Below are 23,513 nucleotides of genomic sequence, written 5' to 3'. Positions count from 1 at the left end.
GGCGCCGAGCTCTGCTGCACCCATACGGCCTCCTGATATACATGAAGTATCTCAACAGGAGATCAGACAGCAGTTCCGGGGAGAAGTTCCCTCAGTTAAAGCGAACAGCGCCTTTTAAAAGCGCAGCACTTGGCAGAGCGCAATGACGCGTATATAATACGGCCTCTTTCGGGTCGTTAGCTCAGCTGGTAGAGCAGCGGACTTTTAATCCGTTGGTCGCAGGTTCGAATCCCGCACGGCCTACCACGAATAGATCAGAGAAGCCAACCGTTCGCGGTTGGCTTTTTTGTTTTCAGCGCGCATGCGAATACAGCCCTGCGTGAACATGTCGTGCAATTGGCTGTACTGAGCGCTGTCATACATTCATGACAATTTCGCTTAACAATCCCTCAAAAATAGATACCGAGCTCAGCTACGATGGCGGTCATTCAATGTTGTCGGATCGATTCATGACATCGCCCCATTTACCGGCTTGCGCATCGGAGCGTTTCACCGCGCAAGCACGAACGGGCATCCGCAACTGCGCAAATTGAAGTAAGCCCTGAGCAGCACAGCACTACCCTCCCTACTTTGGCCAACCTGCGCAGTTGGCCTTTTTTTTGGCGCTGTCCGACGCGGGCAGCGCCTTTTTACACCGCCCATTCGTCACGACCGCAGCGTGACTTTTTCTCCCGTCCACACGGGCGCGGCGATCCGCGTCGTCGCGGCACGCACCATGCGGCCCAGCGGCACTTCCACCCACCGGTAGAACATGGCGCCCACCGCGAGGCTCGCGGCCCATGCGCACAGCACACCGGCCAGCTGCCAGAGCGGCTCGGCCGGCACGAAACGCGTGAACGCCGCGTTGACGACCAGGCACACAGGGAAATGCACGAGGAAGATCGCATACGAAATGCGCCCCAGCCCGCTTACAGCCGACGTCGCCAGGCCGCTCGGCAGCGTCCGCACGCGTCCGAACAGGAACAGCACGCAGGCAACCGCCAGCGCCAGTGCGATCCGGCCGCGGAATTCAAGCACCAGCGCGGCAAGCACCGGCAGCACGGCAAGTGCCACCAGCAGGGCCACGGCGCGGCCACTGCGCCGGCGGTCGCCGGCCCACCAGGCCATCGCCCCCAGGCCATAGCTGCCGAAGAAATAAGGGGCCCAGTCGTCCCAGCCGGCATCGAGATTGAAGTAGAACAGCGACACCGCGATGCCTGCCGCAACAGCGCACGGCACCAGCCACGGCAGCGGTCGCCGGTCCGCCACCCGGCCCGCCAGCCACAGCATCAGGACCAGCGCCGCGTACAGCTGGAAATCGATCGCGACATACCACGCGCCCGCCGACAGCGACTCATACTCCAGCACCCCGTGCAGCAATACCGCATGGGCGCACAACTGCGCGAACGTGGCGGGCGCGGAGATCGAGTCATGCACCATCCAGGCCGCGGCCCATGCGGTAGCGACGGCCGCCAGCAGCGTGGCGGCCAGGAATGGCGGCGCCAGCTTCACATAGCGCCGCCACAAGGCCGCGCGCGGATCGACCAGCCCGCCCTGCCCGTCCGGGCTCAGCGACTTCGCGGCAAGGAAGCCGCCGATCACGAGGAATACCTGCACGGCGATGCGTGCCGTATCGCCCAGCCAGTCCATCACCTCGGGCAACAGGGGGCGCGCGTGATCGGCCATCGGGCCATAGAACGCCAGGTGATGCAGCACGATCAATTGCGCGGCCACGGCCTTCAGCAAATTGATCAGTGCAAATTCCGGCGCTGCCCCGGGCTTCCCTGTCCCACCAGCACCAGGCAACGCATCATTCCCCCTGCTTGCCGGCGCGCCGGCCGGCTTGTCTGCCAACTTCATCCACTTCCCTTGCATCCACTTCCCTTACACAGCTCGCCGGTCCGAACAACCGTGACGATTTGATAAAGGACGGGAGGATAGCCGAGTTAGCCCATCCGTGGCGCATCAAAAGACTTTGGCCGACGCCCCAGCCCTGGCACAGCACGGAAGCGACCGCCCGCGAGCCGGCGAAGATGCATTTTTCCGACAAATCAACTTATAAATAACTTAAAAGTAAAATCACCGCCCGGCTAAGATGATGACCTTTCCTCAACATTTCCGGAGCTATCGTGAAACTGTCCGTTATCGCCGCCGCACTCGCGCTGTCCCTGCCGCTGACCGCCCTGGCCGATGTCACCTCCAGCGCGCAGATCAGCAATTTCCGTTTCGAGGTGATCGATCTCGACCTGAACGACGGGATCACCGCCGCACTGACGCTGGACGAAGGCGGCAAAGTGCTGAGTGCCGGCTACTACAACGGCAGCGGCATGCCAGACCCCTTCGATTTCCTGACGGAAGACGGCACCGTGACGGCCACGGTCGGCGCCGGCAGCTCGACGGGCACGCTGGCGAACGGCACGGCCGATGTGTCGGCACAATTCAGCGGCACCGAGGGTGAGCTCTTCAGCACCATCGCCATCGGCCATTCGTTTGCGCTGACGGCGAATACGCAAGTGGTGCTGTATGCGGACGGCAGCGCCATGGGCGGCGTCGGCAGCAGCGGGCAATACGGGGGAACGAGTTACAGCACGCTGTTCGGCATCACGTACGATCCAGTCACGGGCGATCCGACGCAGACCGAAGACTTCGTGGTCAGCTACCTCGGCGACACCCAGCAAGGCCTGCTGTCCGTGACGTTCTCGAGCGCCAACGCGGCGCTCGAAGGCGAGCTCGGCTACGCAGCCGGCGCCTATGCCGGCGTCAGCCCGGTACCGGAACCATCGCAGGTAGCACTGCTCACGCTGGGTCTTGCCGGCCTGGGCTGGCGGCTGCGCCGCGCCGGGCGTTCATGAGCCACACCAGGCCCAAGGCACGGCGCCGTACACGACAAAAAAGCCAACCGCATCGGTTGGCTTTTTTATTGTCGCGGCGGCGCGGCGCCGTGAAGGCCTCTTACCGGCCGCTCTTCAGCCGCCACAGCGAGGTCGGCAACGCGATCGGCGCGCCGGGCTTGAAGAACGCGGAATCCTGGATGCGCGACGTCGTCACATACACGGTGCCGTCCGGTCCCTGGCTGAACGTATCCGGCCAGCGCAGCCGCGGGTCGCGGATCAGCACGCGCGGTTCGGTACCGGGAGCCAGCAGGCTGCGCACCTTGACCGAATCGTCCTCCGGCGAGGTGATGTACATATGCCTGCCGCCGCGGTCGATCAGCAAGCCGTCCGCCACGCCGTTGCGGCCCACGGTTTCCACCTTGCCGCCGATATCGTCACCACGCCAGCCTTCCTCGGCCAGCACGCGGGTGGCGATGCGGTACAGCGTGTCGCCCTTGATCGCCTGCCAGTAAAGGTACTGGCCATCGGGCGACAGGGCAATGCCGTCGGCGGCGAACTCGATGCCCTTGCCATCGGGCCGGCGCAGCGGCTTGCCGTCCGCCGTCACGACCAGCCCCTTCTTCGGCTGCGTGGACGGATCGCCGTCCAGCAGACGCCTGGCCTCGCCCGTGCCCAGGTCCACCAGCACGATCGCGCCGCGCACGCCGGAATCGGTAATGTAGGCCCATTTTCCATCCGGCGAGAAGCGCACGTCGTTCAGGTACGAGCCCTGCGTGGCCACGCTCTCGTCGAAACGGATGTTCTGCAGCACCGCGTTCGACGCCAGGCTGACCCGCACCAGCTTCGGCCCGCCCGGCACGATCGGCCCCTGCGCCGGCGCGGCAGGATCCAGCACCCACACATTGCCCTGCTTGTCGGCCACCACGCTTTGCACGCATACCCAGTGCTCGCCGGGCGACAGCTCATCCTTGCGGGCATTGCGCCAGGCATTCCACTGCTCGTTCGGGAACGGCACCACGGCACCGTCCTTCACCTCGGCCACCGACACCGGCGAATCCTCCGTCCAGCGCGGGAAGTTGACGAAGGTGCGGCCGTCCTCCGCCACGGTCACGCCGGTGACCTGGTGATCGAAGTCCGCCACCTTTTCCAGGCTGACGCCTTTCAAGAACGGAAAGCTCTGCGCAATGGCAGGTGCGGCAGTGCCGGCCAGGGCCAGCACGAGGAAGGAAGCAAGCACGCGGGATGACATCGGATTTCCTTTCTGAATGTGATCGATCGGAGGCATGCGGTGGCATACGGATGCGCGCGATGATGACATACACGATGCATGTTGCGGCAAGGTAGCGGAACAGGGTGTACAGTGCCGCTTTCGCAAACAAGGAGCCCCCATGAACTGGCTGTACCTGGCAATCGCCATCGTGGCCGAAGTGATCGCCACCTCCGCGCTGAAGGCGTCCGAAGGTTTTACGCGGCCGGTTCCGGCGACGCTGGTGGTCATCGGTTACGGGATCGCGTTCTACATGCTGTCGCTGACGCTGCGCACGATCCCGATGGGCGTGGTCTACGCAATCTGGTCCGGCGCCGGCATCGTGCTGATCACGCTGGTGGGCTACTTCATGTTCCGCCAGCGGCTCGACCTGCCGGCGCTGGTCGGCATCGGCCTGATCGTGGCCGGCGTGCTGGTCATGCAGCTGTTTTCCAAGGCGACGGCGCACTGATACGCCGTCGTCCGTCCTACTGCAGCCAGGTGCGCAGCTGCGCCGTGCGGCGTTCGGTCAGGCGGGTCTTCCAGGCATCGGCCGGCACTCCCGGATAGCGGGCCTGGGCGAATGCGCTCCAGGCATCGCGGTAGGTGATCCAGGCCCGTTGCGTGGTACGGATATCCGCCTTCGTCACCGTGGTGTGGGCCACCCTGCCTTCGCTGTCGGCGGGCAGTGCCATTACCTTGCGATAAGCATCGTTGAGGGCCTTGTCGGCAGCGGCGAAGCCCGCGCCGGTACCCGGGGGTAGCTTGCCCTGCTCCGCCGCGCGCAGGTCGGCCAGCAGCTCATCCTGCACGGCGGCCGTGGCACCGATCGACATTGCGCCGCGCGCGGTACCGGAAAGATCCGTCTCGTTCCCGCCCACGCTTTGCGCGAACGCATCGGTGGCCTTGCGCAGCGCCGCGTAGCGGGCCTGCTGTGCAGCCGGGAATGCTGCGCCCAGCCTTGCCAGCGCCTCGTTGCGCCGCGCGCCGGCGGCATCCTCGGCGATGTTTGCGCAAAAGCCCATCATCATGCCGCTGGTGATGTCGTCGCACAGGTCGAAGCGTTTCCTTTCCTGGCCGCCCTTCATCCGCTGCAGATGCTCGAGCCGGCCTTCCAGTTCCGCGGGCGCGCTGTCGACCCGGCAGGCGTGGCCGATCGCGCGGTCGACGTCGCGCGGCACGCCGTAGCCGTTCGCGTACAGCATCATCAGCACGGCATCGTTGCGGTCCTTGACCGCGCAGCGATGCACCGCCTGCCAGTCAGGCCTGGCAGCTTGCAGCGCACCGTAATACTTGCCAAGCGGGTTGCAGCCTTCGTGGCCGTCGAAGATGGACGGAAGCTCGGCATCCGGCAAGGGACAGGCGGCCGGTGCCGCGCTGGCCGCCGCGCTGGCCGCCGCGCTGGCCGCCGCGCTGGCCGCCGCGCTGGCCGCCGCGCTGGCCGCCAGCAGGATGCCTGCCAGGAACGCTGGCCGCATCACGCACCTTCTCCGATCAGCCGCGCCAGGCCGGCGACGCGGACCGGCGCCCCGTGCCCCGGCAACGCCCGTGCCTGCAGTCGGCACGGCACGCCCATGTTTTCTCCCTGCACGATGTCGATCGCCGTTTCCGGCCAGCCACTGTCGCGCAGGTAGCCGGCCAGCGCGGCGGCGGCGGCGCCCGTCGCCGGGTCTTCGTAGACACCGCCGGAGGCGAATGGGTTGCGCGCATGAAAATACTGCGGGGTTTCGGCATGCACCAGTGCGATCGTGGCCCAGCCTTCGCGCCGCATCAGCGTGCGGCCGGCGGCGAGGTCGTAGCGCATCGCCGCCAGCGCCGCGCGCGAACGCAACGCGAGGATCAGGTGGCCGGCACCGCCGTTGGCCAGCGCCGCCGGAATGCGTTCATCGAGATCGGCGCGGGTGTAGCCGAACAATGCCAGCGCCTCGTCGACGATCGCCTGCGGGGCCGCTGTGCCGGTAGCGGCAGGCGATACGAGGCTGGCGGTAATCGTGCCGCCTTCGGCATTGCCTTCGACCGTCACGCGGGCGTGATTGGTCTGCAGCGCGAACGTGCCGGCGCCGTGTTCGAGCGCCAGCACGGCGCCCAGCGCGATCGTCGCGTGGCCGCAGAACGGCACCTCCGATTCGGGCGAGAAGTAGCGTACCCGCCAGTGCCCGTCAGGTTGGTCGCGCGCCGCGAACACCGTCTCCGAATAGCCGACTTCGGCGGCGACCTGCCGCATCGTCTCCTCCGGCGGCAGCGCCGCACCGGTCCACACACCCGCGGGATTGCCGCCGAAGCTGCTGCCCGCATCACCGGCGCAGAACGCCGCCACCCGTTTTACTCCATCGATCATTGGTCATCCTCCCGATGACCAGTATAGCCCGGCCATGACCACACGACAGGCCCCGGCCCGCGGCGTCGTGGCCGCTCCGGACGCCGTCAGGGAACGATCTTCCTGCTTTTCAGCCATTGCACGAAGTGCTCGTTCCAGTGATCGGCGCTGGTACCCACATTGCGCATGCTGAAGCCATGCTCCCCGGCGGAGTAGACATGCAGTTCGGCGGACCGGCCGGCCGCACGCCACGCCTCGAAGATCGGCACGCTCGCATACGCCATGATGCCATCGTCGGCGGCAACCGCGACGAACACGGGCGGCGCATCCTTCGGCACGGCCCGCTGCGGCGAAGCACCGTAGATCACACCGACGAAATCGGGCCGGCTGGCCGCATCGTAGGCGGTGGCGACATTCATGGCCGTCATGCCGCCGGCGGAAAAGCCCATGATGCCGATCCTGGCGGGATCGATGCCATAGTCGCCGGCATGGGCGCGCACCCAGCGCACCGCGGCCAGGCCGTCCTCCTGCGCCAGCGGGATCGCGCGGCTCTCGGCGGCATCCCGATGCGTCCTGCGCGGATCGGCGCCGCGCATGCGTTCACCCACCACCTTGAGGAACTGGCCGCTGTCCGCCGGTGTCGTGTCGAGCCGGTATTTGAGCACGAAGCTCGTCACGCCCTGTTCGGCGAGATAGTTCGCCACCATCAGGCCTTCGTTGTCGAATGCCAGACTCAGGAAGGCACCACCCGGGGCGATGATGACTGCCGCGCCATTCGCCTTGCCCGGTGCGGGGCGCACCGGATACAGGGCCGGCTGCGTCACGTTGCGCACCACGCGGTGGCCGAACATTTCCACCCACACTTCGGTGCCGGCCGATCCGGCGGACGACAGCGGGATCGAACTTTCGCTGGCAGGGCTGATGGGCCTGGGCGGATTGGCGGCCAGGTGCGCCGTCATGTCCCGCATGGTCATGGGCTTCTTCGGGGCGCCGTCCTGCGCGATGGCAGGGGCGGCCAGCAGCAGGCTGCCGGCCAGGGTGGCAATCAGTGCCAGCTTCATTGGGGTCTCCGTCGTTGTTGGAATGACCAATGAGCTTAGGCAGGTTCCGGCTGGCTGCAAAGCCGTCAATTGCGATAGCAGGTATCACGCAGTGCGCTCCGCCCGGCGCGGCACGCAAAAAAAAGGCCCGCGCGAAGCGGGCCAGACCGGAGATGCTGTAATCGCCGATGCTTATTTCTTGACCTGGATGGAGCTCTTCACGTCCGTCACGCCCTGCACGCCCTTGGCCAGTTCGACGGCACGTTCGGCCTCCGCTTTCGACGGCACGAAGCCGCTCAGCATCACCACGCCCTTCTGGGTTTCCACGTGCACATCCATCGCCTTCACGGTCTTGTCGGCAGCCATGTCGGCCTTCACCTTCGCGGTGATCATCGTGTCGGACATCGCAGCCTGGGCGGTGCCGGTGGCGCCAGCGGTCTTTTCGCGGGCCGTTTGTGCCATGTCGGAGGTTTTTTCCTTGGCGTTCTCGGCCAGGTCGGACGCTTTTTCACGGACATTCGCGGTGGCGGCGGCGGTACGGTCGCCGGCACGGTCCACGGCGGCGGCGGTGCGGTCGCCCGCGCGCTCGGCGGCGGCAGCGGTGCGGTCGCGCACGTCGGCGGCGGTGCCCGCTACGGCGGCGCCAGTGCCGGCCACGGCGGCGCCAGTGCCTGCCACGGCGGCACCGGTACCGTTATCGACCAGCACGGCGGTGCGGCCATCGCCGGCCGTCGATGCGGTCATGTTGGCTTTCATCGAACGGGCCTGGGCCTGGCAGGAATCCTTGGCGTCGCCGGTCAGGTCGTCGCATTTTTCCTGGGCCAGTTCAAACTTGGCCTCGGCCAGCTTGCGCTCGGCGCGCTGCAGTTCGTTGCCGGTGTTCTTGTGCTTGGCCACGGCATCGCGTTCGGCCTGGGCCTGCGCGACCTTGGCTTCTTCCTCGCACACGTCCTGGGCATTATCCTTAAGCTTGTCGCAGCGTTCCTTGGCGGCCTTGTAGTTGGTTTCGGCCTTGTCGTGTGCCGCCTTGTAGGCCGAGTTGTTCGCGGTCTGGGCGGTGGCAAATGCGCTGACCAGGGCCAGCGTGATGAATGCGGCTTTTTTCATGATAAGTCCCCTTAGGATGGTTGGCAGGGACCATTAAACGCTACCGCAACTTTTCCTTCTGTGCGCGGCCGTACACAGACCGGAATTTGTTGTCTATTTGTTACTCGTGGGTGAGCAATCCCTTGCTCCACAAGGCAGTGGCCTGTTCGAACGGCCCGGCACCGGCGGCGAACACGCCGCCGTGCGGAGCCAGGTGCAGCCATGCGCGGGTATCGTGCGAGCCGTGCGCGGTCGGCTGGTCGTCGCGCACCTTGCGCATCCAGTTGTAGACGTGGCCATACTGGTCGGGGTGGCGCCGCTGTGTCCACGCCAGCGCCACCAGGTCCGAGAATCCTTCCTCGCGGCGCGTTTCGCGCATCTGTTTCGACAACTCCAGCAAGGCGGGATTGTCGGCCACTTCCTGCCCCACTTCGGTGAACCCGGCCGGCAGCGCATGCCAGCTGCCTTGCGCGTAGCGCCAGCAATGGCCGACCTCATGCGCCGCCATCGCTTCGATCAGCACGTCGCGCCGCGCATCGGCCACGCTGGCCAGTATCGTTTCCGCATGCGGGTTGCCACGCATCGACAGCACCAGCTTGCAACGGCCGTCGGCAAACCCCATCGCCAGCGGCACGTCGTTCGGGCCGGCCTTCGGCTGCACGATGATGTCGATCGGCAGCCGCAGCGTTTTCGCATAGTCCAGCACGGGCGCGGCCGCGGCAAGCCAGCGGGTTTCCAGCGCGGTGAGCTGGGCGGCAAAGGTACTGGCGGAGGTCAGCAGTGCGGGGGCAAGGGCGAGAAGGCGAAAAAGCGTCGGCATGAAAGTACTCCATCGGGAAGAATTACTATACATGCCGCAAGGCAATTTGTTACGGGCAACCGATCGCTGTTACAAATTATTTTCTTGCCGTAATTTACAACTTTGCAGCAACGTTAAGGACCGTTGCAGGAATTTACGAGAAGAAACACGATGAAGTTACATGGGAACGGGCCAGTAATTTCCCCGAGTAAAGCCGATTTGCGGCATCGCAAATGGCGTGTAGGCTACAGGCAACACGCCATCCCGGGATCGTCAGTAGACGCGGTAGACCTTGCCTGTTTCCGGGCCGTCGACGCTGCGCTCGTAGGCCAGCGCGACGCGCCGGCCGTCGGCGGACTCGAAGCCGGGGAACAGGTGCCCGTACAGCGGCACCGATTCGGTCAGCACCGTCGGCGCCACGAGGTTGATGCGCACGCCCCGCTTCAGGTCCAGCGCGGCACCGGCGACGAAGCCCTCCAGCCCGAGATTGACGGCCATGGCGTTGGCGCCGTGCCGGATCGCGTGATAGGCGTCAATGCCGGAGGTCAGCGTGATCGAACCGCCATCGCTGAGTGCATGCTGCGCGGCCAGCGCCACGTGCACCTGCCCCATCAGCTTGCTATCCAGGCCGATTCGGAACTGCTCGGGCGTCATTTCCGCAAAGGGTCCCAGGTGCAGTGCGCCGGCCGCCACCACCACGCCATCCACGGGCCCCGTGCGGGCGAACAGCGCCTGCACGCTGGCGTAATCCTCGATGGCCACCTGCTCCTGGCCGCTGCCGCGTCCTGCGGTAATGATGTCGTGCCGCTGTCCCAGCCTTTCGACGACGGCTTTGCCGATGGTGCCCGCCGCACCGATGACGATGATTTTCATGTCCGCTCCTGATAGTAGGTGAGCGGCCAGTATGTTCTGCGTCATAGGAATAATAAATGCGCTAGCATGACGGACATTACAAACCCTGGATTCGCAATGGACAAGCTGCGCAGCATGGAAGTGTTCATTGCCGCCGTCGATGCCGGCAGCTTTGCCGGCGCCGCCCACCGTTGTGCGATGTCGGCGGTGATGGTTGGCAAGCACATCCGGGCGCTCGAACAGATGCTGGGCGCGGCCCTGCTGACGCGCACCACGCGCCGCCAGGCGCTGACGGAAATCGGCCGCCGCTACGCCGAGCAATGCCGCGCGATCCTGGCGCAGGTCGGCGCGGCGGAATCGGTGGCCGAAGCGATGCGCGCCGCACCACGCGGACTTGTCAAGGCCACGGCACCGGTGTCGTTCGGCGCGCAGTGGCTGAGCCCCGCGATCGCCGACTACCTGGCGCGCTATCCGGACGTGACAGTGGACCTGAGCCTGAACGACCGCACGGTCGACCTGGTGGAAGAAGGTTTCGATATCGCCGTGCGCATCGGGCCGCTGCCCGATTCCACGCTGGTGGCACGGCCGCTGAAGCCCTACGGGATGGCGATCTGCGCGTCGCCGGAGTACCTGGAAAACCATGGCACGCCGCGCACGCCGGAAGACTTGCCGCGCCACGAATGCCTGGAATTCACCGGCTGGCTGCCGCAGGCGCGGTGGAAACTGAAGGGAGAACGGGATGGCCGCCTGGTGCGGCCGGGACGCTTCCGCGCCAACAGTACGGCCGCCTTGCGGATGGCCGCGCTGAACGGCTTCGGCATCGTGATGCAGGCGGAACTGATCTTGGCCGACGACATCGCCGCCGGCCGGCTCGTCCCGCTGCTGCGGGAATGGCTGCCCGCGCCGCGCCCGATGCACCTGGTGTATTCGCGCGACCGGCGGGCGACACCGAAGCTGACGACGTTCGTCGATTTCCTGCTGGAGCGCTTCGGGCCCTGAACGGCGCGCCGGCCGCGGCCGCCCGTGTTCTACACTGTTTTTTTAAGCGACTTCGGTCACGAACTGCGCGCGCGGCCGGCGCACTTTCGGCAGGTCCACCAGCCAGTCGCCGGCATCGGCGCGATAGCCCAGCGGCAGCATCGCCACGCTCTTCAGGCCACGGGCGTGCAGGCCCAGGATGTCGTCCACGGCGGCCGGGTCGAAGCCTTCCATCGGCACGCTGTCCACTTCCTCGAAGGCGGCCGCGATCAGCGCCGCGCCCAGGCCCAGGAATGCCTGCCGCGCGGTGTGGCTGAAGTTCACGTCGGCGCCACGCTGTGGATAGGTAGCCAGCAACTGCTGGCGGTAGGCTTCCCAGCCTTCGTTCCTGAAGCCGCGCACTTCGTTGGTGTAATCGAACATCTGGTTGATGCGCTCGGCCGTGTAGTCGTCCCATGCGGCGAACACCAGCAGGTGCGAGCCGTCGACGACCTGCTGCTGGTTCCATGCCACTTCGGCGATGCGCTTCTTCACATCGGCATTCGTCACCAGCAGGATTTCATAAGGCTGCAGGCCACTCGAGGTCGGTGCCAGGCGCGCCGCTTCGATGATGCGTTCGACCTTGTCCGCTGCCACGGGGCGGCTCGGATCCATTTTCTTGGTGGCGTAGCGCCACTGCAGTTTTTCCAGTAAAGGCATGCGTAGTTCCTTTTGATGATTGGCCAAGCGAATTGGCGGAGTAAAGACATTGTATTTTTCGCCGAAGCGCCGATAAACTGGCCCTTCGACAAATCGATTGTTCTTGAAAGGCAAAAATGGCCCGCCGTTTCGACCACCTGGCCGACGTGGAAGCATTGCTGCGCGTCGTCGACGAAGGCTCGCTCACCAACGCCGCCGTGGTACTGGGCACTACGCCATCGGTTCTGAGCCGGGCCATCGCCCGGCTCGAGTCCCGGCTGGATACGCAGCTGCTGCGCCGCACGACGCGCAGCCAGAGCCTGACCGACGCGGGCCGCCAGTACGTCGAGGAGACCCGGCAGGCCTTTGCACTGGTCGAGAAAGCCGAACAGGCGATCTGCGGCCGCACGCGGCGCCAGGAACTGACCGGCCGAGTGCGCCTCAGCGTCCCCACCAGCTATGCCCACTGCCGGCTGGCACCGATACTGGCCGTGTTTGCCGGCCGCTATCCGCACGTGCACGTCGAACTGAACATCACGAACCGCAACGTCGACATGGCTGCCGAAGGCTACGACCTGGCGATCCGCTCCGGCCCGCTGCCGGACAGCAGCATGGTCGCGCGCAAGCTGGAGGAAGGCCGGATGATCCTCGTCGCCTCGCCTGCCTATGTACAAGATGCGGGCCGGCTCGACACCTTCGACGACCTGGAGCGCCAGCGCTGCATCGCCTTCGTGCGCCCCAGCACGGGCCGCGTGATTCCGTGGCAACTGCGCGTCGACGGCAAGGATGTCGACTGGCTGCCCACGCCGGCGATCACCGTGTCGGACGACGTGATGGGTGTCGTCACGCTGGCGGCGCAAGGCCTCGGCGTGGCCATCTGCGCGCAGCTGATGGCCGCCGAACGCATCGCCGCGGGCGAGCTGGTGCAGGTACTGCCCGCGCTGGGCGGGCGCACGCGCGCCTTCTCGCTGGTCTACGCGCCGCACCGCGGGCTGTCCCCTGCGGCGCGCGCCCTGATCGACCTGCTGGTCGAGCAAACCACGCCGTACACCGGCTGATCGTTACTGCCGCGGCGCCTGTGCCAGCTGGGCCAGCCTGCCTTCCGGCTGCCAGCCGGCCCCCAGCGCGCGGGCCACGGACACGGCGGCCAGCAGCCGCTGCGTGTCGATCTGCGCGGCGGCGCGGTCGGCGGCCAGCGCGCTGCGCTGCGCGTCCGTCACGTCCAGGTACGTCGACAGGCCGCGTTCGTAGCGGGCACGCGCCACCAGGTAGGCGCGCTCCGCCGCTTCGCGCGACACCGCCTGGGCCTGGCCCTGCCGCTGCCGCTGCTGCACGTCCGACAGCGCATCTTCCACTTCGCGCAGGGCGGTCAGCAGCCTGTCCTGGTGGTTCGCCACCGCTTCGTCGTAGCGCGCCTGCGCCGCGGCCAGGTTGGCCTTGTTGCGGCCGCCGTCCAGCACCGGCAGCGACAGGGCCAGCGGGCCGAAGCTGAACAGGCGCGAACCGCCCCTGGCGATCTCGGACAGGCTCTCGGAAGCGAAACCGAAGTTGCCGGTCAGGCTCAGCGACGGGTACAGCGCCCCTTCGGCCACGCCGATATTGGCGTTGGCCGCTTTCAGCGTGGCCACGCTTTGCGCCAGGTCGGGGCGCTGCGCCAGCAGGCTGGCCGGCAGGCCGACGGGAATCGCGGGCGGCTGCGGCAGGCTGGCACCCGGGGTGGGCGGCACCACCGTCGCCGACGGCGATGCGCCCAGCAGCACTGCCAGGCCGTGTTCCAGCGTGTTGCGCTGGCGCTGGGCCTCTTCCAAGTCGGCTTCGGCATTGGCCCGTTCGATCTTCGCGCGCGACGTGTCGAGTTCATTGGACAGGCCGGCATCGAAGCGCGCGTTCACCAGTTGCTCGGTCTCGCGGCGCGTGTCGAGCGCGCCGCGCAGGATGCCGATCTCCGTATCGAGCCCGCGCAGTTGCCAGTAGGTCGTCGCGACCTGCGACGTCAGCAGCAGCATCACGCCGTCGCGGTCGGCCTGCGCGGCCAGCGCCTGCGCGTCGGCTGCTTCCACGGCGCGGCGCACGCGGCCCAGCAAGTCGATTTCGTACGAGAACGACGAGCCGATCGAGTAGTTATTGCCGGCCACGGCGCGGCGGCCCAGCGCGATGCCCTGCGCCGTATTGGCCGACGTGCGCGTGTTCGACACGCCCGCGCTGACATTGAGCTGCGGCCGTTCGCTGGCACGGGTGACGCCCAGTTGCGCCTCGGCCTGCAGCAGCCGCTGCGCGGCCGCCTTCACGGTCGGGCTGTCGGCCAGTGCCTGCCGCTCCAGCCGGTTCAGCGTCTCGTCGCCGAACACGCTCCACCACTGCTGCGGCAGGCTTGCCGCGGCATCCACGCCTTGCGGCATGCTTGCCGCTGCGTCGCCGGCCTGCGGGGCATGGCGGAAGTGTGCATCGGCCACGTTGGCCGGCGCCGTGAAGTCGCTGCCGACGGTGGCGCAGCCGGACAGGAACAGGACGGCGGATGCCACCGCCACGGTGATGCTTTGCTTGATGAACATGGTGTTACCTCTTGTATTCAATGACCGCCGGCGCCGCCGCCGGACGGCGATTTGACCGGGTCCGACAGCCACAGGATGGCGATGCAGGACAGCAGGATGCCGCCGACGATGAAGAAGCCGTCGTTGTAGGCCATCACGTAGGCTTCGCGCCGCACGATGCCGTCGACGGCCTTCAGCGCCTTGTCGGCCGCGTTGGCGGGGTCGAAGCCCTGGCCGATGAAAGCCTGCGTCATCTGGTCGAGCCGCTGCTGCGTGGCCAGCGAATAGCGGGTAATCGATTCGCCCAGCCGCGCCGAGTGGAAATGTTCGCGCGTCGACAGCGCGGTGGCCAGCAGGGCGATGCCGATCGAGCCGCCCAGGTTGCGCGTCATGTTGAACAGGCTCGATGCCGACGGCATGTCCTTCGGCGCGATGCCGTTCATCGCGAAGTTCGACAGGGTCAGCATCACGAACGGCTGGCCCAGCGCGCGGATGATCTGCGACAGCATCAGCTGGTCGTAGCCCGTCGTCGCATCCATGTAGGCGTTCATCAGACACGAGCCGCCGAACAGCAGCAGGCCGATCGAGCACAGGATGCGGTTGTCGACCTTTGCCGACAGCTTGGCCGCGAACGGCATGATGAACAGCTGCGGCAGGCCGACCCACATGATCACTTCGCCAATCTGCATCGGCGAGTAGCCGGCGATCTGGCCGAGGAACAGCGGCAGCAGGAACGAGGAACCGTACAGCCCCATGCCCATCACCGCGGACAGCACGGTGGCGACCAGGAAGTTGCGCTGGCCGTACAGGCCCAGGTTGACGAACGGCTGCTCGCGCATCGCGCTGGTGACCACCCAGCCCAGCAGGCCGACCAGCGCCATCGCCGCGAACGCGATGATGAAGGCGGAATCGAACCAGTCCTTGCTGTTGCCTTCTTCCAGGAAAATCGTCAGGCAGCCCAGGCCCATGGCCATGAAGGCGATGCCCAGCCAGTCGGCGTTCCACAGCTGGTCGAGGTGCCAGCGTTCCTTGTCCAGGCCATAGGCGATGCCGGCCATCAGCAGCACGCCCGGCACCCAGTTGATGTAGAAGATCGACGGCCAGCCATACAGCTCGGACAGGTAGCCGCCCAGGGTCGGCCCCATCGCCGGCGCCAGCGTCGCCGTCAGGCCGAACAGCGCCATGCCGGCCGCCCGTTTCGACGGCGGCAGCTTGGTCATCACCAGCGTCATCGCCATCGGGATCAGCGCGCCGCCGGTAAAGCCCTGCGCCATGCGGAAGACGATCATGCTCTCCAGGTTCCACGCGAAGCCGCACAGCGTGGAAAACACCAGGAACAGCGCCGTGGTGCCCAGCATGTAGCCGCGCAGCGAGAACACGCGCGTCAGCAGTGCCGTCAGCGGAATGACGATGATCTCGGCCACCAGGTAGGCGGTGGAAATCCATGAGCCCTCTTCCTGCGTGGCCGACAGCGAGCCGAGGATGTCTTTCAGCGACGAGTTGGTGATCTGGATGTCCAGCACCGCCATGAAGGCGCCCAGCATGCCGGCGGCCACCGCGATCCAGGTGCGGCCGGATACCGCGCCGCTGGCCTGGCCATAGGCCGGTGCGCCGGGCAGGCCGCCACCCGGCGCCTGCGTGCTTGTCTGCGTGCTCATTGCAGCTTTCGGTTAGTGCACTTGCGTGCCGGCTGGCGACGCGGCCTGTGCATGCTGCTGCGCGTTGTCGCCGATTTCCACTTCGGCAATCACCGACATGCCGGGCACGAGGCGGCCGGCCAGCGCCTTGCGGTCCTTGTCGTCGAGCGTGATCTTGACGGGCACGCGCTGCACGATCTTGGTGAAGTTGCCGGTGGCGTTATCGGCCGGCAGCAGCGCGAACTGGTTGCCGGACGCGGGCGAGAAGCTGTCCACGCGGCCCGTCAGTTCCCTGCCCGGCAGCGCGTCGACGCTGATGTGCACCGCCTGGCCCACGTGCATGTCGGCCAGCTGGGTTTCCTTGAAGTTCGCCGTCACCCACACGTCGTCCTGCACCAGCGCCGTCAGTTGCTGGCCGGGCGATACGCGCTGGCCCACTTCGATGCTGCGCTTGCCGACGCGGCCGCTGACCGGCGCGACGATGGTGTTGTAGGAGAGCTGCTGTTCGGCCTCCTTCAGTTGCACGTTCAGCACGCCGATCTGCGCCTTCAGCACGTCGCGCGCGGACGACGCCGCGGCGATCTGCGCCTTGGCAGCGGCGGCACTGTCCTTGCGGGCCGCCACGTCGGCGCTGGCGCTGGCGCGGCCGGCATTCGCGGCATCGAGCTCGGCCTTCGAGACGGCCTTCATCTGGCTCGTGTACAGCTGGCCGTAGCGCTCGGCATCCTGGTTCGCGCGCACCAGCAGCGCCTCGGACTGCTTGACCTGGGCAGCGCTGGCGCTGGCCTGGGCCTTGACCTGGGCCACCTGGGCATCGGCCTGCACCACCTGCGTCTCGGCGCTGGCGATCTGGGCGCGGATCTGCTCGACCTTCACGCGCTGGTCGAACGGATCGAGTTCGGCGATCACGTCGCCTGCCTTCACATACTGGTTATCGTCGATCAGCACCTTCGTCACCGTGCCGGCAATGCGCGACGACACCGGGTGCACGTGGCCGGCCACGTAGGCATTTTCCGTTTCCACGAAATGCGCGCTGCGGTACCACATGCGGCCGCCGCCGGCGACGGCCGCCACGGCGATCAGGCCGGCCACGATCAGCACGCGCGGGTTCGGCTTCTTCGCCGGCGCGGCCGCGGGCGGGTTAGCCTGGCCGGAGGCCGGCGCCGTAGTGCCCAGCACTTTTTGTTCTGCCTGGTTGGACATGGAAAACGCTCCGAGAAATGAAATGGGTTGTGCGCATTATTGGTCATCGAATGCCTGAAGTCAAGAAATGAAACGATTGCATTTCATTTCTAGCTGGAATAAAGTGGTGGCCTCTGATAGCCTTTGGCGTTCCCCGCCTCTTTGGAAGATGCCCTGCCCCATGTCTGACGAGCAAGTGACTGCCGATTCCCCCTGCCCTGCCGTGGCCCGAAGTGCCGGGCGCCCGCGCGCCAGCGACGCCGAAGCGCGCACGCAGGAACTGATGAGCGCCGCCGCCGAGCTGTTCCTTGAAAAAGGTTATTCGAAGGTCAGCCTGGAAATGATCGCTCGCCGCGCCCGAGTGGCGGTGCGCACGATCTACGTGAAGTTCGGCGGCAAGAGCGGCCTGTTCCGTGAAATCCTGGCCTCCGGCCGCGGCGTGTATTTCGATACGATGGAAGACCTGGAGACCAGCCAGCGGCCGATCCGCGAGGTCCTGCTCGACTTCGGCTCGCGCTTCCACAACCTGGTGTCGTCCGGCGCCGTGATCAAGCTGTACCGGATGGTGATCGCCGAGGCGCACCACGACCCGGAGATGGCCGAGGCTTTCTTCGAATCCGGTCCGCGGCAAACCCGCCTGGCGCTGGAGCGCTACTTCAGCCGGCCGGACATCCGTGCGCAGCTGCGCGACATTCCGGCCGACCAGCTGGTCGTGCACCTGATGAATTGCCTGATGGGGGACCACCTGAAGCGCTACCTGTTCGCCGCGCCGGCGGCCTGTACCCCGCAACAGGACACGGCGCTGGTCGAACAGCGCGTCGACCTGTTCCTCAACGGTGCGAAGGCTTGACAGGGGTGCGCCCGTCACTCATCCTTGGTGACCAGCGCAATTGTGCGCTGCCGCACTGACGGTGTGCTACCCCTGAGGGATAATAGTTTCCTCAAGAATATATTTTTGCAGGGAGGCTCTATGAGCAAGTTCGACAGGCTGGAATGGACGCAGAAAGTCGCTGCGCTGAATGAACGCATTCGTGGTTTCCAAGCCAATCCCAGCCAGGAACAACTTGAATTGGCGATCAATGAATTGCGTGCGTATGCCGACGCGGCTTCCGCCGGCATGGAAATCCCGCCGCGTTTCATCGCCAGCTGATATTTCCAAGTAACACGACATGCGAAACCCGGGACGTCCCGGGTTTTTTTTCGCTGGTGAAAAATGGTGCGGGGGACCGGATTTTTTGTAATTGACAGGGGAATCGGCTTGCGGTCTAATGTTCCGCAGTGCATGAAATCGTTTTCAAGCATTTGCGTGCACGCCCACTTTTCTCTTCCAGCCGACTAAGACAATGACCGACACACTGCAATTTCCGCCTTCGTTCACGTGGGGCGTGGCCACCAGCTCGTTCCAGATCGAAGGTGCCGCCACTGCCGATGGCAAGGGCCCGTCCATTTGGGATACGTTCAGCCACACACCTGGCAAGGTGATCGACGGCAGCAACGGCGACGTGGCCTGCGACCACTACCACCGTTACGCGGAAGACGTCGGCATCATGGCGGACCTGCACGTGGACGCCTACCGTTTCTCGATGGCATGGGCGCGCGTGCAGCCGGCCGGCAAGGGCGCATGGAACGAGGCCGGTTTTGCATTCTACGAACGCCTGCTGGACGAGCTGGACAAGAAGAACATCGCGGCCCACGTCACGCTGTACCACTGGGACCTGCCGCAAGGCCTGCAGGACGAAGGCGGCTGGCTGAACCGGGATACCGCCTATCACTTCGCCGCGTATGCCGCCGAAGTGGCGCGACGTTTCGGCAACCGCGTGAAAACGATTGCAACGCACAACGAGCCGTGGTGCACGGCGAACCTGGGCTACGGCAATGCGCAATTCGCCCCCGGCGTGGCGGACAACAAGCAATCGGTACAGGTGTCGCACCACCTGCTGCTGTCGCACGGGCTGGCGATGAAGGCGATGCGCGCCGTCGGCAGCTCGGCACAGCTGGGCATTGTGCTGAACCAGTGGACCGCCGATCCGGCCACCGACAGCCAGGCCGACCGCGACCTCGCCACCTGGGAATACGCCCGCTCGGTGCAGTGGTTCATGGACCCGATCTTCAAGGGCCACTACCCGGAATACGCGCTGCGCGGCCACGGTGCCGACGCCCCCGAAGTCAAGGCGGGCGACTTCGACATCATCCGCCAGCGCATCGACTTCCTCGGCGTGAATTATTACTTCCGCTCGTTCTGCAGCGCCGAAACGCCGCCGCGCCAGGCCCCCGCCGCGCTGGGCACGACGGACATGGGCTGGGAAATCTACCCGCAGGGCCTGACCGAACTGCTGGTGAAGCTGAAGGGTGAATACGACCTGCCGCCGATCTACATCACCGAGAACGGCATGGCCAATCCCGACCATGAAGTGGTCGAAGGCCGCGTCGCCGATGCCAAGCGCATCGACTACGTGGAGCGCCACCTGGCGGCGTTGAAGGATGCCATGGCGCAGGGCGTCGATGTGCGGGGCTACTTCCTGTGGAGCCTGCTGGACAACTTCGAATGGAATTCCGGCTACGCCAAGCGCTTCGGCATCATCCACGTCGACTACGCGACCCAGAAGCGCACGCCGAAGGACAGCGCGCTGTGGTACCGCGAATTCATCGACATGCAGCGCCGCTGATAACGCGAAAAACCACGCTGTTGGCGCTATCATGGCAGGCAGCGTGGCAGGCACAGCGGCAGCATAGCCGCCCGCGACAATGACGACAGGACAGGAGACGACATGAACACGAAAGCCGCCACGCCGGGTGCCCTGCCCGCCGACGGCACCACCGGTGCCGCGCAACGGGTCAGCCCGTTGCTGTGGGTACCTTCCGGCTATTTCACGATGGCGCTGGCCTACGTCATGCTCACCAGCGTGACGGCGATCATGTTCAAGAACCTAGGCATGGACAACGGCAAGGCGGCCGAATATGCCAGCTACCTGATCCTGGCCTACACGATCAAGCCGTTGTTCGCGCCGTTCGTGGAAATGTACCGCACCAAGAAATTCTTCGTCCTGTGCGCGCAGCTCGTCATCGGCATCGGCTTCGGCCTGGTGGCGCTGGCGATGTCCCTGCCCGGCTACATGGCGATCATGATCGGGCTGTTCATCGTGCTGTCGTTCGTCGGCGCCACGCAGGACATCGCTTCCGATGGGGTATACGTGACGGCGCTCGACACGCGCACGCAGTCGCTGTACTGCGGCATCCAGAGCCTGTCGTGGAACGTCGGCCCGATCGTCGCTTCCGGCGGCATGGTTTACCTGTCCGGCTGGCTGCACGCCAACGTGTTCGGCCACGACCCGAAGGTGTTCGGCGAAGCGTGGATCGACAGCTGGCGCATCGTGTTCTTCATCGTGGCCGGCATCACGCTGGTGATGTCCGCATGGCACCTGCGCACGATGCCGGAAGGCTCCAGGGCGGAAAACGCCCCGGCGTCGATCGGGCAGGCCTTGAGCATCCTGTGGGATTCGTTCGTCACGTTCTTCCAGAAGCGCGACGTGTGGCTGATGGTGGGCTTTGCCTTCCTGTTCCGCCTCTCCATCGGGCTGCTGGAAAAGATCGGCCCGTTCTTCATGGTCGACCCGGTGGCCAAGGGCGGCCTGGGGCTGTCCAACGAACTGCTGGGCATCGTGTACGGCACCTATGGCCTGGTGGCGGTGCTGGTCGGCTCGCTGCTGGGCGGCTTCTTCGTGGCGAAGCGGGGCCTGAAGCCCACGCTGTTCGTGCTGTGCTGCGCCGTCAACATCCCGAACGTGACGTTCCTGCTGATGGCGATGTACCAGCCCACCAGCCTGCTCGCGATCAGCGCCGGCGTGGCCATCGAAAAATTCTTCTACGGCTTCGGTTCCGTGGGCTTCATGATCTACCTGATGCAGCAGCTCGCGCCGGGCAAGTATTCGACCACGCACTATGCGTTCGGTACCGGCCTGATGGGGCTGTGCATGATGGTGACGGGCGCCGTGTCCGGCCACCTGCAGGAGTGGATGGGCTATGTGAATTACTTCTGGTTCGTGATGGCGGCCACGATTCCATCGTTCCTGGTGACCTGGTTCGCGCCGTTCCATCACAAGGAGGGCTGAGGCCCCTGCCCGGTCCCGCCGGGCTTGAAGGCCCGGGCTTGGGACTTCAGGCTCGAGAGTTCAGGCTTGAGAATTCAGGCTTGAGAATTCAGGCTTGAGAATTCAGGCTTGAGAGTTCAGCTTGAGACTTCACCCTTGAAACGTCACGCTTCAGGCTTCGGCTGGTAATCCTCGGGCGCCGCGAACAATGCCGGATCCGGCTCGCCGCGCTCGAGGTCACTGATGGCGATGACGGATTCGCCTTTCGGGTCGCTGTTCCTGACATGCAGCGTGAGGCCCAGTTCCTTCGACGTCCAGCTTTCGGTGACGATCTCGAAGCTCCCGGCAGCGGTCTTGATGCGGTGCCGGGTACGTTCCCCGGTCGCCGTCACGCCTTCGATGTCGCGTTCCCCCAGGGACTCCACGGGCGGCATGGCCTCGGCATTGTACGGCGCGACTGCCGCCACCTCGACGACCGGAACTTCCCGCTTGGCCGTGCGCCTGGTAACCAGTCTGTTGCGGTGATCCAGCACGATGACCGCACCATCGGTGTCGATGATGAACGAACGGGTCGGGTTGCCCTCGCCGTCCAGCAGGTCGCGGCGCACCCTGCCGGCGCTGTCGCGGTACAGCTTCGTCACCGTCCGGTGGGCCGATTCGGCGCCGTCGCGCTGCTGGCGGCGCATCGTCGACGTATGCGTGGCGCTGTATGGCTGGTCGGCGATGAGCGGGCGCCCCGCCGGCGCTGCCGGCCGGTCGGCAGACAAAGCGGCGCCGGCATCCGCCGACCACGCATTGGCCGACAGCAGGCCGGCCAGCAGTATTGCGATGAAACGCTTGTTCATGGGGGCCCTTCCCTGTAAAGAATGACGATGCGATGCAAACTTGCCATCTTAGCATCGGCCGGGCCATCAAAATGCGCGGATCGTCACAATGGCCATCGCCTGCTGCACGTTCAAGCCCACCGGCAGCCTGACGAGAATGAACTCGTCGTCTCCCGCCTTTTCGGGTCGCCCCCGCCGGAGCCGCCCGGGTAGTTGTTGTCGTTGACGAGCATGAGGGTGTGCCGGTCGATGATGCGCACCGCTTCCACGGTCTCGAACGGGAACGTGAACACGCCGCCGATGGTGGCCGCGCCGCCCAGCCCTTTCGGGTCGGCGATGTTCATCAGGTCGACGATTTCTTCCTTCGCCTCCTTTACATTGGCGGACGTGCCAGGTTCACCCAGGCCTGGACCGACTCGCGGTCCCACTGGCGCCTGGCAAATTCGCGCAGTACCGGCGGCACCTCGTCGCCATTGAGCACGAGGCGGTTCAGCATCAGGGCGAGGTCCACGTCGGCGATGCTCCAGGCACCGAACAGGTGCTCGCCGCCATGGGCCAGCAGCGCCTGCGCCGCCTTGAACAGCTTGCCGGCGGCATCCCGTGCGCCGGCGGACAGCGGCGCGTCCGACGGTCCATAGAACACCACGTAAGTCGAGCGCTCCTGCCGGATCGGCAACAGGTCGCTGCGGATCCACGCCTGCACCTGGCGGGCCAGGGCGCGCGTTTTCAGGTCTGCCGGATAGAGGGCAGGCTCGGGCTGCAGCTCTTCCAGGTATTCCGTGATGGCGGACGACTCGGACAGCGTGAAATCGCCATCGACAAGCGTGGGAACGCGCTGCGTCAGCGAACGCGCGGCATACTCCCCGCCACGATTGGCGCCGGCCACCAGGTCGACCGTCTTCAGCTCGAACGGAATGCGCTTCTCGGTCAGTGCGACAAACACGGACATGGCATAGGGGCTGGTGTACTGGGCATCGGCAAACAGGAGCATGGCTTCCTTGGTATCGGCAGTTGAACGGACATCGACGATAGCATCGCCCCGGGCCGCCGTGCAAAGAACGTGACCGGCGGGCCTGCACGTGGGGCGCATCGCCGGCACGGCAGATTCCGCTTCGCCCGCCGGCTACCGCTCCGCGGGTGGAATAGCGCGGATGGCCGCGGCGAATGCCGCGTGCACGGCCGGATCGACGGGCCGGTATTTCGGTTCCGTGCGCGCCGGGTCGTTGCCGAGGTAATTGCCGTTCTTCCTGTTGTGCGCCGGGCGCACCGGGCGCGGCACGAAGCCGCCGCCGCAGTTCGGGCAGACGTCCTGCAGCAGGCTGTCGACACAGCCGGCGCAGAACGTGCATTCGTAGCTGCAGATGCGCGCATCCGTCGCGTGCGGCGGCAGCGCCTTGTTGCAGTGTTCGCAGGTGGGCCTGAGTTCGAGCATGGCATCTCCT

The 23,513-nt window shown here is 65.8% G+C and carries 24 protein-coding genes and 1 tRNA gene; 9 read left to right on the top strand and 16 right to left on the bottom strand.

Going from position 1 to position 23,513, the window contains the following annotated elements:
* The first annotated feature begins 170 nt into the window (after positions 1–170).
* Positions 171–246 (top strand) — tRNA-Lys (locus tag FHS02_RS30940).
* A gap of 399 nt (positions 247–645) precedes the next feature.
* Here FHS02_RS30940 and FHS02_RS30935 read toward each other — a convergent pair.
* Positions 646–1,839: an acyltransferase family protein gene (locus FHS02_RS30935; protein WP_137314376.1), complete on the bottom strand. Its 1,194-nt coding sequence runs from the start codon at positions 1,837–1,839 to the stop codon at positions 646–648.
* A 269-nt stretch (positions 1,840–2,108) separates the two neighbouring features.
* Between FHS02_RS30935 and FHS02_RS30930 the strand changes: the two genes are divergently transcribed.
* A complete protein-coding gene (locus FHS02_RS30930; protein WP_137314377.1) occupies positions 2,109–2,831 on the top strand; it encodes a PEP-CTERM sorting domain-containing protein in 723 nt (240 codons plus the stop codon).
* Between the two features lie 100 nt (positions 2,832–2,931).
* Here FHS02_RS30930 and FHS02_RS30925 read toward each other — a convergent pair whose 3' ends face one another.
* Positions 2,932–4,062, bottom strand: coding sequence for an L-dopachrome tautomerase-related protein (locus FHS02_RS30925; protein WP_137314378.1), 1,131 nt, complete (start codon positions 4,060–4,062; stop codon positions 2,932–2,934).
* Positions 4,063–4,201: 139 nt separating this feature from the next.
* Here FHS02_RS30925 and FHS02_RS30920 point away from each other — a divergent pair, with 139 nt between their 5' ends.
* A complete protein-coding gene (locus FHS02_RS30920) occupies positions 4,202–4,531 on the top strand; it encodes a DMT family transporter (RefSeq protein WP_137314379.1) in 330 nt (109 codons plus the stop codon).
* Positions 4,532–4,547: 16 nt separating this feature from the next.
* Here the strand turns inward: FHS02_RS30920 and FHS02_RS30915 are convergent, their stop codons facing one another.
* The 6 genes from FHS02_RS30915 to FHS02_RS30890 all read right to left on the bottom strand — a co-directional run bounded on the left by FHS02_RS30915 (position 4,548) and on the right by FHS02_RS30890 (position 10,174).
* The gene (locus FHS02_RS30915; RefSeq protein WP_175424820.1) at positions 4,548–5,537 is read right to left on the bottom strand and encodes a lysozyme inhibitor LprI family protein; all 990 of its coding nucleotides are present in this window, start codon (positions 5,535–5,537) and stop codon (positions 4,548–4,550) included.
* Positions 5,537–6,397, bottom strand: coding sequence for a PhzF family phenazine biosynthesis protein (locus FHS02_RS30910; RefSeq protein ID WP_137314381.1), 861 nt, complete (start codon positions 6,395–6,397; stop codon positions 5,537–5,539). The genes FHS02_RS30915 and FHS02_RS30910 overlap by 1 nt, the downstream gene beginning before the upstream one ends.
* Before the next feature lie 86 nt (positions 6,398–6,483).
* Positions 6,484–7,437, bottom strand: a complete 954-nt coding sequence (locus tag FHS02_RS30905) for an alpha/beta hydrolase (RefSeq protein ID WP_137314382.1) — start codon at positions 7,435–7,437, stop codon at positions 6,484–6,486.
* A 171-nt stretch (positions 7,438–7,608) separates the two neighbouring features.
* A complete protein-coding gene (locus tag FHS02_RS30900) occupies positions 7,609–8,523 on the bottom strand; it encodes a BON domain-containing protein (RefSeq protein ID WP_137314383.1) in 915 nt (304 codons plus the stop codon).
* A 100-nt stretch (positions 8,524–8,623) separates the two neighbouring features.
* Positions 8,624–9,322, bottom strand: a complete 699-nt coding sequence (locus tag FHS02_RS30895) for a hypothetical protein (protein ID WP_137314384.1) — start codon at positions 9,320–9,322, stop codon at positions 8,624–8,626.
* A 252-nt stretch (positions 9,323–9,574) separates the two neighbouring features.
* Positions 9,575–10,174 (bottom strand): short chain dehydrogenase, encoded by a 600-nt coding sequence (locus tag FHS02_RS30890; RefSeq protein ID WP_137314385.1) that lies wholly within the window; start codon positions 10,172–10,174, stop codon positions 9,575–9,577.
* A 96-nt stretch (positions 10,175–10,270) separates the two neighbouring features.
* On the opposite strand from FHS02_RS30890, the gene FHS02_RS30885 reads away from it, so the two are divergent.
* The gene (locus FHS02_RS30885; protein WP_137314386.1) at positions 10,271–11,152 is read left to right on the top strand and encodes a LysR family transcriptional regulator; all 882 of its coding nucleotides are present in this window, start codon (positions 10,271–10,273) and stop codon (positions 11,150–11,152) included.
* Positions 11,153–11,194: 42 nt separating this feature from the next.
* Here FHS02_RS30885 and FHS02_RS30880 read toward each other — a convergent pair whose 3' ends face one another.
* Positions 11,195–11,830, bottom strand: a complete 636-nt coding sequence (locus tag FHS02_RS30880; protein ID WP_137314387.1) for a nitroreductase family protein — start codon at positions 11,828–11,830, stop codon at positions 11,195–11,197.
* Between the two features lie 116 nt (positions 11,831–11,946).
* Between FHS02_RS30880 and FHS02_RS30875 the strand changes: the two genes are divergently transcribed.
* On the top strand, positions 11,947–12,867 hold the full coding sequence (locus FHS02_RS30875; RefSeq protein WP_137314388.1) for a LysR family transcriptional regulator: 921 nt from the start codon (positions 11,947–11,949) through the stop codon (positions 12,865–12,867).
* 3 nt (positions 12,868–12,870) lie between these two features.
* Here the strand turns inward: FHS02_RS30875 and FHS02_RS30870 are convergent, their stop codons facing one another.
* Genes FHS02_RS30870 through FHS02_RS30860 form a run of 3 tightly spaced genes read right to left on the bottom strand, consistent with a single transcriptional unit; the run spans position 12,871 to position 17,180 of the window.
* Entirely contained in the window at positions 12,871–14,361 is a 1,491-nt protein-coding gene (locus FHS02_RS30870; RefSeq protein WP_137314389.1) for an efflux transporter outer membrane subunit, read from the bottom strand.
* Between the two features lie 17 nt (positions 14,362–14,378).
* Positions 14,379–15,998, bottom strand: coding sequence for a DHA2 family efflux MFS transporter permease subunit (locus tag FHS02_RS30865; protein ID WP_137314390.1), 1,620 nt, complete (start codon positions 15,996–15,998; stop codon positions 14,379–14,381).
* A gap of 12 nt (positions 15,999–16,010) precedes the next feature.
* Positions 16,011–17,180, bottom strand: coding sequence for an HlyD family secretion protein (locus tag FHS02_RS30860; RefSeq protein WP_137314391.1), 1,170 nt, complete (start codon positions 17,178–17,180; stop codon positions 16,011–16,013).
* A 160-nt stretch (positions 17,181–17,340) separates the two neighbouring features.
* Here FHS02_RS30860 and FHS02_RS30855 point away from each other — a divergent pair, with 160 nt between their 5' ends.
* From FHS02_RS30855 to FHS02_RS30840, 4 genes are all read left to right on the top strand, one after another.
* Complete coding sequence (locus FHS02_RS30855; protein WP_229422708.1) at positions 17,341–18,009, top strand: TetR/AcrR family transcriptional regulator; 669 nt, start codon at positions 17,341–17,343, stop codon at positions 18,007–18,009.
* 120 nt (positions 18,010–18,129) lie between these two features.
* Positions 18,130–18,309, top strand: a complete 180-nt coding sequence (locus FHS02_RS30850; RefSeq protein ID WP_131144221.1) for a hypothetical protein — start codon at positions 18,130–18,132, stop codon at positions 18,307–18,309.
* Between the two features lie 193 nt (positions 18,310–18,502).
* Complete coding sequence (locus tag FHS02_RS30845) at positions 18,503–19,825, top strand: GH1 family beta-glucosidase (protein WP_137314392.1); 1,323 nt, start codon at positions 18,503–18,505, stop codon at positions 19,823–19,825.
* A 207-nt stretch (positions 19,826–20,032) separates the two neighbouring features.
* Entirely contained in the window at positions 20,033–21,268 is a 1,236-nt protein-coding gene (locus FHS02_RS30840) for an MFS transporter (protein WP_229422823.1), read from the top strand.
* Between the two features lie 143 nt (positions 21,269–21,411).
* On the opposite strand, the gene FHS02_RS30835 is transcribed toward FHS02_RS30840, so the two are convergent.
* The 4 genes from FHS02_RS30835 to FHS02_RS30820 all read right to left on the bottom strand — a co-directional run bounded on the left by FHS02_RS30835 (position 21,412) and on the right by FHS02_RS30820 (position 23,503).
* Positions 21,412–22,092, bottom strand: coding sequence for a hypothetical protein (locus FHS02_RS30835; RefSeq protein WP_137314394.1), 681 nt, complete (start codon positions 22,090–22,092; stop codon positions 21,412–21,414).
* Between the two features lie 110 nt (positions 22,093–22,202).
* A complete protein-coding gene (locus FHS02_RS30830; protein ID WP_175424821.1) occupies positions 22,203–22,415 on the bottom strand; it encodes a hypothetical protein in 213 nt (70 codons plus the stop codon).
* A gap of 29 nt (positions 22,416–22,444) precedes the next feature.
* Positions 22,445–23,062: a glutathione transferase gene (gene yfcF, locus FHS02_RS30825; RefSeq protein WP_137314396.1), complete on the bottom strand. Its 618-nt coding sequence runs from the start codon at positions 23,060–23,062 to the stop codon at positions 22,445–22,447.
* Positions 23,063–23,194: 132 nt separating this feature from the next.
* Positions 23,195–23,503, bottom strand: a complete 309-nt coding sequence (locus FHS02_RS30820; RefSeq protein ID WP_137314397.1) for a DUF1272 domain-containing protein — start codon at positions 23,501–23,503, stop codon at positions 23,195–23,197.
* Positions 23,504–23,513: the final 10 nt, after the last annotated feature.

It is taken from the genome of Pseudoduganella umbonata (genome assembly GCF_014192225.1).
Taxonomy (GTDB): Bacteria; Pseudomonadota; Gammaproteobacteria; order Burkholderiales; family Burkholderiaceae_D; genus Rugamonas; species Rugamonas umbonata.
The sequence above is the reverse complement of the archived record's forward strand: the minus strand, read 5'-3'. Positions and strand labels throughout refer to the sequence as shown.